The 11,476-nt window shown below is 67.1% G+C and carries 11 protein-coding genes; 8 read left to right on the top strand and 3 right to left on the bottom strand.

What is annotated here, in order from left to right; translation table 11 throughout:
• The first annotated feature begins 120 nt into the window (after nucleotides 1-120).
• From VFP86_10185 to ruvX, 8 genes are all read left to right on the top strand, one after another.
• On the top strand, nucleotides 121-570 hold the full coding sequence (locus VFP86_10185) for a prepilin-type N-terminal cleavage/methylation domain-containing protein (GenBank protein ID HET9000003.1): 450 nt from the start codon (nucleotides 121-123) through the stop codon (nucleotides 568-570).
• A gap of 10 nt (nucleotides 571-580) precedes the next feature.
• Complete coding sequence (locus VFP86_10180; GenBank protein ID HET9000002.1) at nucleotides 581-1,162, top strand: type II secretion system protein; 582 nt, start codon at nucleotides 581-583, stop codon at nucleotides 1,160-1,162.
• Entirely contained in the window at nucleotides 1,162-3,189 is a 2,028-nt protein-coding gene (locus VFP86_10175; protein HET9000001.1) for a DUF4900 domain-containing protein, read from the top strand. Before VFP86_10180 ends, VFP86_10175 begins: the two co-directional genes overlap by 1 nt.
• Before the next feature lie 113 nt (nucleotides 3,190-3,302).
• The gene (gene rpsU, locus VFP86_10170) at nucleotides 3,303-3,470 is read left to right on the top strand and encodes a 30S ribosomal protein S21 (protein ID HET9000000.1); all 168 of its coding nucleotides are present in this window, start codon (nucleotides 3,303-3,305) and stop codon (nucleotides 3,468-3,470) included.
• A gap of 197 nt (nucleotides 3,471-3,667) precedes the next feature.
• The gene (locus tag VFP86_10165; protein ID HET8999999.1) at nucleotides 3,668-4,183 is read left to right on the top strand and encodes an NUDIX hydrolase; all 516 of its coding nucleotides are present in this window, start codon (nucleotides 3,668-3,670) and stop codon (nucleotides 4,181-4,183) included.
• Nucleotides 4,164-5,495, top strand: a complete 1,332-nt coding sequence (locus tag VFP86_10160; GenBank protein ID HET8999998.1) for an aminotransferase class III-fold pyridoxal phosphate-dependent enzyme — start codon at nucleotides 4,164-4,166, stop codon at nucleotides 5,493-5,495. Before VFP86_10165 ends, VFP86_10160 begins: the two co-directional genes overlap by 20 nt.
• Complete coding sequence (alaS, locus tag VFP86_10155) at nucleotides 5,495-8,167, top strand: alanine--tRNA ligase (GenBank protein HET8999997.1); 2,673 nt, start codon at nucleotides 5,495-5,497, stop codon at nucleotides 8,165-8,167. The genes VFP86_10160 and alaS overlap by 1 nt, the downstream gene beginning before the upstream one ends.
• Entirely contained in the window at nucleotides 8,164-8,607 is a 444-nt protein-coding gene (gene ruvX / locus VFP86_10150) for a Holliday junction resolvase RuvX (protein ID HET8999996.1), read from the top strand. Before alaS ends, ruvX begins: the two co-directional genes overlap by 4 nt.
• Before the next feature lie 28 nt (nucleotides 8,608-8,635).
• Here ruvX and VFP86_10145 read toward each other — a convergent pair whose 3' ends face one another.
• The 3 genes from VFP86_10145 to VFP86_10135 all read right to left on the bottom strand — a co-directional run.
• Nucleotides 8,636-9,853, bottom strand: a complete 1,218-nt coding sequence (locus VFP86_10145; protein ID HET8999995.1) for a S53 family peptidase — start codon at nucleotides 9,851-9,853, stop codon at nucleotides 8,636-8,638.
• Nucleotides 9,854-9,866: 13 nt separating this feature from the next.
• Nucleotides 9,867-11,165, bottom strand: coding sequence for a hypothetical protein (locus tag VFP86_10140; protein ID HET8999994.1), 1,299 nt, complete (start codon nucleotides 11,163-11,165; stop codon nucleotides 9,867-9,869).
• Nucleotides 11,166-11,179: 14 nt separating this feature from the next.
• A partial coding sequence (locus tag VFP86_10135) for a hypothetical protein (GenBank protein HET8999993.1) occupies nucleotides 11,180-11,476 on the bottom strand: 297 nt, incomplete at its 5' end.

Raw genomic sequence — 11,476 nt, 5'->3', positions numbered from 1 at the left:
ATCAGGGCGCGGGGTCCTTAACGGACTCCGCGCTCTATTATTTGGGCCGGAGAGCCTCCGGCAGGCCGCACCGCCCGGCGGGAAGAGCAGTCGGGGGGACGAGGAAGGGGGGGCGCGGTCATGGCCAGTCTCCGCAGTGGGCGCCGGCGGGTGCGCCGGACCCGCGGGGATCGCGGGTTCACCTTCGTAGAATTGATCGTCGGGCTCACGCTGTTCGCCGGCGTGTCCTTGTTCCTGCTCCAAGCCTTCATGAACGGGATGACCTACGCGAACCGGTCGGACGAGAAGGCCGCCGGGACCAGCATCGCGATGCAGATCATGGAGCAGATCAAGGCCAGCCCAAATCCCTACACGATGGTCGGGTTCACGGACATCGTCCGGACCTCCCTGCCGCTCCCGGCGCCGTACAACGGGATCGCGAACCCGACGCCACACACATTCCAGGCGTCCGTGACGGTGACGCCCGACGATATCCTCAAGCTCAGCGCCATCACGGTCAACGTCTATCGCCCGCAAGACCCCGACACCGCACCGCTCGTGACGCTCTCGACCATCCTCGATGCCCAGTAGGCCCGAGCAGATGATGACGTGGGTGCATCGAGACGCGAAGGGCGTGACCCTCATCGAGATGGTGATCATGCTGGCGCTGCTCGGCGCCGTGATCGGCGGGATCTACGAGTTCGTCGTGTGGGGCGCCCAGTCGGCCGGCAAGACCAACGACTTCATGCAGTCCCAAAGCCAGATCCGCGCGGCGCTCGACAACATCGCCGACGAGTCGCGCTGGGCCAACGGCGTGACCGGCGCGGCGGCGACGTCCGTGACGCTCTCGGTCCCGGTGAGCACGCCCTTTTCGGCGGTGAGCCCGTACACCGTCACGTTTGCCTATGATGCGACGAATCGCGTGGTCACCCGCCAGCAGGATGCGAACCCGGCGTCGACGCTCGCCTATCTGGTTGTCGGGAGCGGTGGGAGCACCGGGCTCACCTTTACGTACTTCGATGGGGGCAACGGCCCCCTCGGCTCCACGCCGACGGCAGGCCAGTTGCCGACGATCGCGCGGATCCGGGCCATCGTCGCCACGACGAGCGGAAACGTGACGCGCAACCTCGCAGGAGACGCGGCCCTGAGAGCGCATTGTGAGGGTCTTCCCTCGTGTCCGTGATGGGGAAGGGGGCGGTCGGCATGTATGGCCGGACGATCTGTCGCGGCGAGCGCGGGCTGGTGATGCTTTCGCTTCTCTCCATGATCCTCGTGCTGACCGTCCTTGCGGCCCTCGTGATGTTCTTGAGCGGGAAGGAGACTGCGCTGAGCGGCGTCCGGGCGGCCGGGAACGAGAGCCTGTACGTTGCCGAGGGCGGGAGCTACGCGGGCCGCGCGGCCCTGATGGCCTACATGAACGCGTATCCGATCGGATCGACGACCATCGACCCGTCACTCAGTACGACCACCGCGGCCGGGTGGTACGCTGGGGGCGCGAACGGGTCGCAAAATCCGTTCGGCGTGCTCGACTACCTCGTCACCGACGGCCAGCGGTTCACCTTGGGGGCGACTGCGTCGACGACGTCCGAGACGTTGCAGGTCAACTGGGCCTCCGGATATTCGCACCTGAAGCTGCAGACGTCCGGGACGCCCGCGAATACACTCGGTCCCGGATCGTACACCGCCACGGTGACGCTGTGGCCGAACCCGACGGCGGATCCAGCCGGATCGTGTGCGGGCGGTGGAACGTGCAGCGTCCACCTGACGGCCCCCAACGCCTACGAGATCTTCTACAGGTACCTGGTGACGAGCGACGGGCAGATCTCGCCGCGGTTCAAGCGCGAGGTGAGACTGTCCGGCACGTTCAGCATCAAGCTGACCCTGCAGAGCTTTTCCCTGTATGCCCTGTACACCGACGTCCACAACACACCGACCGGCAGCCCGATCTGGTTTACCAACAGCACCTCCTTTAACGGGCCGGTCCACACCAACGGTGAGTTCCGGTTCGCGTTTTTCCCGACATTTAACAGCACGGTCCAGAGCGTGAGCTCGAAGGCGTGGTACAACAACTCGGGCAGCCCCGTCGAGCTCGCCACCACTGAGAACGTCCAGGGCGGGACCCGGATCGACGCACCGCTCGTCCCGCCGGATCCGAACCCGCAGTCCGCGACGCCGGCCAACTTTACCTTGGGGGCGTCCAGCGTGCCGCTGCCCAGCAGCCCGTTCAACCAAGAAGGCGTGGCCGTCGGACGGAACCCCACGGACGCCAGCGCGGTGACGACGGCGCAGGTCACGAGTGCGATCCCCGAGCTGACCGGATCCGGATCGGTGCCAAACGGCGTCTACGTCCCGGTCGTCGACGCAAACGGCGACTGCCGGTCGGACTCCGGCGATGCGATGAAGGGCGGGGTCTTCGTCCAAGGGAACGTGACCAATATGACGATGAGCGTGTCCGGCAATACGGCCGTGTATACCCTTGTGCAGGGATCGAACACCACGACGGTGACGGTCGACCGCGTGAACAACCACACGATCGTGTCGAGCAACGCGTGGCTCACGCCGCCGTCGGGCGGGGGCTGCCCCGGCGCAAGCCAGGGACCGGCCACGCGCACCTTCACCGGGGTCCCGAAGGGCTGGCAGGGGCCGGGGAATCCCAACGCGGCGTTGATCTACGTCAACGGGAACGTCAACGGACTGAGCGGCACCCTGCAGCAGAACGAGCAGACGACGATCGCGGCCTGGGGATCGATTACGATCTCGGGCAACATCCAGTACCAGACTCCGCCCAACCCGTCCGACCCGACGTCGAACCCGACCAACGTCCTGGGGGTGTACGCCTCCGGCGGCGATATCCTCATCGGCCCGTCCGCGCCCAACAACCTCATCATCCAGGCGGTGCTGATGGCCGGCAACAGCACCAGCGGCTACAACAGCTCGGTCACCGTGCAGAACTACAACAGCGGGAGCCCGCGGGGGAGCGTGAACCTCCTCGGTGGCCTGATCGAGAAATACTACGGCCCCTTCGGCACGTTCAACCCATCCACCGGCCAGATCCAGACCGGGTACGGACGTGCGTTCACCTACGATACGCGGATGAGCCGGGGGTTCACACCGCCGTTCTTCCCGACCACGAACCTCTACGTCGTGGGGAGCGGGTCGCAGCATCTCGAGGGCACGAAGCCGACGTGGCGGGAGGCGACGCCCCCCTAACGCGAATCCTCCACACGACGCGCCAGGCGCGCGAGGAGCGCCCGTTGATGATGGGGGCGCTCCTCGTGTATAATGACGGCATTGGTCGCAGCCGGACACGCTGGAGGTGGCTCTTGACCGAAGTGCGGGTCGGAAAAGACGAGACGCTCGACAGCGCGCTTCGGCGTTTCAAACGTCAGGTCAAGCGGTCGGGAATCCTCACCGACGCGAAGCGGCACGAACATTACGAGAAGCCGAGCCAGAAGCGGCGTCGCCGCGCGGCCCGGCGCAAACGCCACTAACCCCCATTCGCCGGCCTCCGCAAGTAGCCCCCGGGCGGCCGCGTCCCAGCCAGAGGCGGCTGGGGCGATGAATGATAGTGGCGTGGTGTGATCGATTGTGGGGAGATGGGACTGGCCTGTGGGCCGGCGGCTCTGCGCGCTGCGGAGCCGCCGGCCCTTGAGCCACCAGGGCCCGATTGGGTGAAGGGAGCGTGCGCGTGCGGCAGCCCGCTCGGAAGGTGAGACGGGCTCACAGTGCCGGCGGGGTCGTCTATCGACGTCCCCAGATCGAGGTTCCTGCGCCTGACGTCCGCATCCTGCTCCTGCAGCACGAGGCCGGAAAGTGGATGCTTCCCAAGGGCACGATCGAGGCGGGGGAGACTCCCGAAGCCGTTGCGCTGCGCGAGGTGGCGGAGGAGACGGGCCTCCATAACGTCCGCATCGTCCAGGACCTGGGAGAAGAGCGGTACCTATTTTTCTGGAAGACCGAGGACACCTACTATGACAAAACCGTGCACTACTATTTGATGGAGTTTCTCGGCGGAGAGGAGACGCATCCCCAGCGGGAAGAGGGCTTCGTGCGGTGCGATTGGGTGTCGGTGGCGGAAGCTCTCGACCGCATCAAGTACAAGGAGACGCGCGAGGTCGTCCGGCGCGCCGAGGCGGCCCTGGCAGCGATCTCTCGGGGATCGAGCGAATCGCCGGAGGTGCGGCATGGTCCTTCATCGCCCTGAGCAGGGGCCGTTCGTGCCGGTGGCGCTTCCGGACGGGCCGGAGCGGACCCAACTGGTCGCGCGGACGCTCGAGCAGTACCGGAGGTACCTCAACCCCGGCCTGGCCCGGCTGTTCCAGTTTGGCGGCGTGGAGACGGTGGAGTGGGCGGCCGAGGGGTGCCTCGTCTGGGACGTCCACGGCCGGACCTACATCGACTGTGCGTGCGGGCCGGCGATCTTCAATATCGGCCACCGCCACCCCCGGGTGCTCGCGGCGGTGCGGGACCAACTCGAGCGCATCCCGATGTCAGTCCGCACGATGCCGAGCGTGCCTCAGGCGGAGCTCGCCGAGCGATTGGCGGCGCTCACGCCCGGCGATCTCCAGTATGCCTTCTTCTGCAACAGCGGGGCCGAGGCCAATGAGGGGGCGATCAAGTTGGCCCGCCTGGCCACCGGCCGCCCCGGGATCATTGCGATGCAGGGGGCGTTTCACGGCAAGACCCTCGGCGCGCTGTCGGCCACCGGCCGCGACTATTACAAGACACCCTTTGAGCCGCTGGTCCCCGGCTTTTCGCACGTGCCGTTTGGCGATGCGGCCGCCCTCGACGCCGCGATGCGGGCCGATGTGGCCGCGGTGATGCTCGAGCCGATCCAAGGCGAAGCCGGGGTGATTCTCCCACCCCCGGGGTATCTCCGCCAGGTGCGCGAGATCTGTGATCGCCACGGGGCGCTCCTCGTCGCCGACGAGATCCAGACCGGGTTGGGCCGAACGGGACGCATCTTCTGCGTCGAGCACGACGGAGTAGTGCCGGACATCATGACCCTCGCGAAGGCCCTCGGGGGAGGGGTGATGCCGATCGGCGCGTTCGTTGCCCGCCCCCACCTCTGGGAGAGGATGCGACGCGATCCCTACCTCCACTCCTCGACGTTCGGCGGAAATCCCCTGGCATGCCGCGCGGCGCTGGCCACGCTCGAGGTCTTGGTGGAGGAACGTCTTGCCGAGCGTGCCGACCCGCTGGGGGCCCAGTTCGCGCGGCGCCTCGACGAGATCCGCGCGCGGCATCCCGGGGTGGTGGCGGAGGTGAGGGGCCGCGGCTTGATGCTCGGGCTCGAGTTTACCCATCGTGACTATGCGCTCATGACCTCGGCCGAGGCCGGGCGCCGTGGGGTGATCACCTTCTATACCCTCAACAACCCCAACGTCATCCGCATCGAGCCTCCGCTTGTGATTACGCCGGAATTGATCGACCGCGCCGCCGAGGGGATCTCGGATGCCGTCGCGGAGGCCGAGCATCTGCTGAGCTCGGTGCGGGAGACCGGGGCGGGGTCGTGATGCGCGCGGACGAAATTCGGGAGGCGTTCCTCGCCTACTTCGAACGCCACGGACACACGCGGGTGCCGAGCGCTTCACTGGTGCCGGCGGGGGATCCCACCTTGTTGTTCACCAACGCCGGGATGGTCCCGTTCAAAGATGTCTTCTTGGGTCTGGAACGGCGTCCGTATCGGCGCGCGACGACCGTGCAGAAGTGCATGCGGGTCAGCGGGAAGCACAACGATCTGGACAACGTGGGGCCGTCCCCACGCCACCACACGTTCTTCGAGATGCTCGGCAACTTCAGCTTCGGCGACTATTTCAAACGGGACGCGATCCGGTTCGCATGGGAGCTCGTGACGGCGGTGTTCGGGATTCCGCCCGATCGCCTCATGCACACGGTCCTGGACGGCGATGACGAGGCCGCAGGCGCGTGGGCGGCGCTCGGCATTCCAAACGAACGCATCGTGCAGATGGGGGAAGCGACCAACTTTTGGATGATGGGTGACGTCGGACCGTGCGGGCCGACGAGCGAACTGCACTACGACTGGGGCCCGGCGGCGTGTACGTGCGGCCGTCCCGACTGCGGCGTCGCGCTAGATAACGGCTGCGGCCGGTGGCTGGAGATCTGGAACCTGGTGTTCATGCAGTTCGATCAGGCGCCGGGGGGGACTCGGATCCCGCTCCCCCAGCCCGGGGTCGATACGGGGATGGGGCTCGAGCGCATCGTGTCGGTAATCCAGGGAGTGCCGAGCAACTACGACACCGACCTGTTTCTCCCGCTCTTTGTGCACATTCAACGCCTGCTCGGCCACACGGTGGCGCAGCGCGCCGAGCAGACGGTGGCGTACCGGGTGCTGGCGGACCACGGCCGCGCCATGACCTTCCTCACATCGGACGGCGTGGTCCCCGACAACGAAGGCCGGGGATACGTGTTGAGGATGATCATCCGGCGGGCGATCCGGTTTGCGCGCCGCGCGGGCGCCCGGGGCCCGGTGCTGCCCGGCTTGGCCGACGCCGTGGTCTCGACGATGCGGGGGGCCTATCCTGATCTTGGGACCCATGCGCCCTTCATCCGTGACGTCGTCGGCGCGGAGGAGGAGCGGTTCCAGCAGACGCTCGACGCCGGCCTCGGGCGGCTGGACGATCTGATCGCCGACGCCCGCCGCCGCGGGGTGACGGTGCTCTCCGGGGTGGATGTGTTCCGGCTCTACGACACGTATGGGTTTCCTCCGGACCTCACGCGCGATGTGGCGCGGGAGCACGGCCTCGAGATCGACGAGGCCGGGTTCACCGCGGAGCGGGCGCGAGCGCAAGAACGTTCGCGCGCGGCCGAGACGTTCCAATCCGACGCGAAGGAACGGGCCGCGTACGCGGCGCTGCGCGATACGGGGATATCGAGCGAGTTCGTGGGGTACGATGCCCTGGACGCAGAGGGCCGTGTGCTCGCCGTGCTCCGCGCCGGGAATCCGGTCGCTTCGGCCGCGGCGGGCGACGAGGTCGAGATCGTCTGCGACCGGACACCGTTCTACGCCGAGGCGGGCGGGCAGGTGGGGGACACCGGTGAGATCCGGACGCAGGACGGCGTCGTCGCGATCGCCGACACCCAGCGGCCCGTCCCGGGGCTCGTGGTGCATCGCGGCCGGGTGGCCGCGGGGACGGTGAGGGTGGGGGAGACCGCCGGCCTGCGCGTCGACGCGCCGCGCCGGCGAGACATCATGCGCAACCATACGGCCACGCACCTCCTGCACCGCGCCCTGCGCGAGATCCTCGGGGACCACGCCCGGCAGGCCGGTTCGCTCGTGGCTCCGGATCGGCTGCGGTTCGACTTTTTCCACCTCAAGCCCGTCTCCCCTGATGAGCGTATGAGGCTGGAGGCCCGGGTCAACGAGCAGGTGCTCGCCGCGCTTCCGGTCCGCACGGAGATCATGGCCTACCGGGACGCGGTGGCGACCGGCGCCATGGCCTTGTTCGATGAAAAATACGGCGATACGGTCCGCGTGGTCGCCATCGACGAGTACAGCCGCGAGTTGTGCGGAGGAACGCACGTCGGCACGACCGCGGAGATTGGTCTCTTCTTGATCACGTCGGAGTCGTCCGTTGGGAGCGGGATCCGGCGGATCGAGGCGCTGTCGGGACGGGGGGCGGTGACGCAGGCGCAGGGACGAGAGGAGCTGCTCCGGGAGGCGGCCGGGGTGCTCCGCGTCCCGGTCTCCGAGGTTCCCGAGCGGGTCCGGCAACTCGCCCAGCGGGCCCGCACGCTCGAGGCGGAGGTGGAGACCGTTCGCGCCCGCGCGACGGTCCCGGATCTCGACGCGATCATCCACCAGGCCCCCGAGGTGGACGGCATCACCGTCGTGGGGATCAACAGCCCCGGGGCCGATCAGGCGGCGCTCCGGGCGCTGGGGGACCGTATCAAACCCAAACTCTCGTCTGGTGTCATCGTAGCGGCCTCTTCGGCCAACGGTCGCATCGAGGTGGTCGTGATGGCGACCGCAGGCGCCGTGGCCCGGGGCGCGGCGGCCCAGAAGATCATGGCGGTCCTCAACCGCAGGCTCGGTACGCGAGGCGGCGGCCGTCCCGAACTGGCTCAGGGGGGCGGGGGAGACCCCACGTTGCTCGGACCCGTGTTGAACGATCTCCCTGCGGTGATTCGGGAGGCCCTCACCGCGGTCCCGGAGGGGCGCCGCTGACCCGAATCCTGGCGGTCGATCTCGGGACCCGCCGGATCGGTCTTGCGCTGAGCGACCCGACCCGCTCGGTCGCCACTCCGCTCGACACGCTCATCCACCGCGAACGCGGGAAAGATCTCGCCGCGGTCGCCGCACTCGCCGGGTCCCACGGGGTCGGCCGCATCGTCGTCGGGTGGCCGCGGAACATGGACGGAACGTCAGGTCCGGCGGCAAAGCAGGCAGAAGCCTTTGCGGAGGCGTTACGACGGATCGTGTCGGTCCCGGTGGACCTGTGGGACGAGCGGCTCTCGACCGTGGCGGCCGAGCGCACGCTTCGCGATGCGGGTGTCAGGCGGGACCGGCGGGGCCTGGTCCGGGACCGGGTCGCCGCGTCGTTGATCCTTCAGGCGTATCTCAGTGCGCGGCCCTGGGAGCGGGAGCAGCCTCCGGCGCGGTCTTGAGGAGCGCGCCGGAGGTTCCGCCCCATCCTTAATGCCCGCTCAGGAACGGCACAAGGTTATTGGACAGCGGGCTGCCTAGGCCCGTGACGAAATCGTACCCAACGGTGGCACTACAGATTCGGCAGGACCGCCTGCCGTTGCTGCCCACCGTGATGTCCCGGTAGTTTGACGCGTAGACCATCGCGTTGGCCGCATAGTAGAAAGGCGAGCTGGTCTGTGTCGTATAGAGCGGCTGTGACCCGGCCGGCCGCGTCTGGTCGGCCAACGCGACGATGGCGGCCCACTGAGGGGTGCCTACACTCGTGCCCCCAACCGTAAACCACCCGATTTGGCCATTGTACGGAGTCGAATCGTACACTTCGACGCCCGTATTCGGATCTGCCACGTAAGAGACATCCGGAACGCCGCGGCCCCCTCCGCTCATCACCAAGAAGTTGGTCTGATAGACGGGTTCCTTCTCGGCCACGCTGATGCCGCCGCCGGATCCGCTCCAGGCGGTTTCGGAGATGACGTTATTGCTGCTGTCGAGTTGCAGCGTGGTGCCGCCCACGCCGACGACGTAGGGCGAGGCCGCGGGCCAGAGGACCCCGGACCCGCTGTCACCCGAGGCAGCGGTGAAGGTCACACCCTTTGGAGTACTGAAGTGGTCGTCGTACAGCGACTCGGTCAGGAACTCCGGCCCGCCCCAACTCATCGACACGGCCTTGGCCCCGTTGCCTACGGCAACGTCGACCGCGCCGAGCAGGTCGGAGAGCGAGCTGGTGCTGGCCTCCACGAGGAGGATATCGGCGCCGGGAGCGATGGCGTGCGCCCACTCCACGTCCAGCGCGATCTCGAGCGCCCAACCCGAGTTGGTTTGGGGGGTCGGTCCCGGGCCGAACATCTTTTGGAAGCACGGATGAGGACCCGCGGCCACGGTGCACGCGGTCTGGGGCGACAGGCCGTTCATCGAACCCAAGCCGAATTGCGTGATGAACGTTTGGAGATCGCTGGCAATGGTGGGGTCATCGTACGCATCGACAATGGCGATGACTTGACCGCTCCCGTCGCTGGTCACGTTGTCGAGACCGTAGGCCCGTCGGATTTGAGACGGCATGTAGAAGATCGGTGATGTTTTGGCTTTCCCGCGCACGTGAATCGGTGGATGGGCAAATCGATCAGAGAGTCCTCCGGCGGCCCCAGTCGGGACCGGGGGAAAGGAGGCTACCACCACGAGGGCAACGAGCGACCATACCAACCGTTTCATTGAGGCCTCTCCTCTACGGGACGTCTTGCCAGGATAGCAGTTTGTTGAAGCCGAACCCGACGGCGCTGGCTGTCGCGTCGAACCCGAAACCGGTGCTCGCGTCAAGTGTGATGTTGGCGGCCAGGATCGCTCCCTGCGAGTTCTGCGCCTGATCCATCTTGACGTTGCCGTACGGCGCGATGAACACCGCGCTAAGCCCGCCCGTCTGGTTGAACCAGATCGCCGGCGTAGGCGTCCCCGTGTTGCAGCTCCGCACGATCAGGTGGCCGGCCGGCACAAGGGCGGATGTGGGGACAGGACTAGGAAGAGGGCTTTGGAAGCTCGTGAGCCCGAAGCCACTTCCCTGTCCCACCGTGAGCTGGCTGTTGACGTTCAGTTGGACGATGCCTCCCCCTTGAAGGACAAACTGCGTATTGCTGCCGGCGGTAATCGAGTTCACGTTCACCGTTAGGACGTCGGTGGGCCCGGCGGTCACGAAGGTGACGCTCCCCCCCGACACAAGGGTGATGCTATTCCAACTGTTGTTGGCGCTTGTGATCGTGAGCGCGCTTCCATTGAATGTTGCGGTTCCGGGGGTGCAGACGTAGGTGCTCCAGACCTGGGCGAGGTTCGGGCAAACGGTCCCGGCGGCCTGGTTGTTGTTCACCGATCCCGCGACCTGGGTGGCGCACCCCTGCGAACAACTTACCGAGCTGACCGCGTAGGCACTGCCCGGCTGGACCCCGCCTGGCGCCGGCTGGATGTTGGCCGCGCTCCCGGACGGTCCCTGCAGGCCGAGGTCTGGGTTGACGGTTCCCTCGCTTCCGACGTCTCCCTGGATCGTCACGCCCTGGGCGAAGGTCACATTCTGGTAGCCGCAGATCGTCTTGTTATAGAAGGTGTTCTGGGACACCAGGGCCTGGACCGTGCGCTTGCCGAGGGCCCCGGTCTTGGACGGTACGTATCCGGTCGCCCGGACGAGGCGCTGGTTGGGCAGGGTCGAGCATCCCGCGCTCCCGGTATCGACGGCCGTTCCGTTCGCGCAGGTGACGCCGACGTCAAAGACCCCGGCCTGCTGTCCCCCGGCGGCCTGCAGCGTCTGATTGGTGTTGCCCTGGTAGACCTGCGTGGTGGCGGAGGCCCCTGCCAACTTGTTGCCCGCCCAGTGGAGCCCGGCCTCGGCCGTGGAGGCGGCGCTGACGGCCTCGTTGTAGCCGAACTCTCCCTGGATCTCGCCAAAGAGGCTCGTCATGAGAACCGCCCCGATGAGGGTGATGATCACGACGTCCAGCAGTGCCGCGAGTGTGACAAAGCCTTTTTCTGACGGACGCATGGGGTCCCTCCCGCCTACGGGTTGCGCAGGTCGATGCTGGTTGACCATGTTTGTGTGGTCGGGCCGTGTGCCCCGGCGTTCGCCTGCACCTGCGCCGTCACCGTGACGAAGCGGATCGTCCGGATGGACGCCGCGGTGTTCAGGTTCGTGACCTGGTTCCCGCCGGCGTCGTAATAACCGAACGTCAACCCCAAGACATTGACCGTCGTGGGGGAGGTGATCGGTTGGTCGACCGCCGTCGCCCCCGTCACACAGTTGATCATCGTTTCGGTGACCGCGGTCCCACCCGAGACCGTCTCGAGCTTAAAGCC

The organism is bacterium (genome assembly GCA_035703895.1).
GTDB lineage: Bacteria > Sysuimicrobiota > Sysuimicrobiia > Sysuimicrobiales > Segetimicrobiaceae > Segetimicrobium.
Note: the sequence above shows the minus strand (reverse complement) of the source record. Positions and strands in the feature narration are given on the sequence as shown.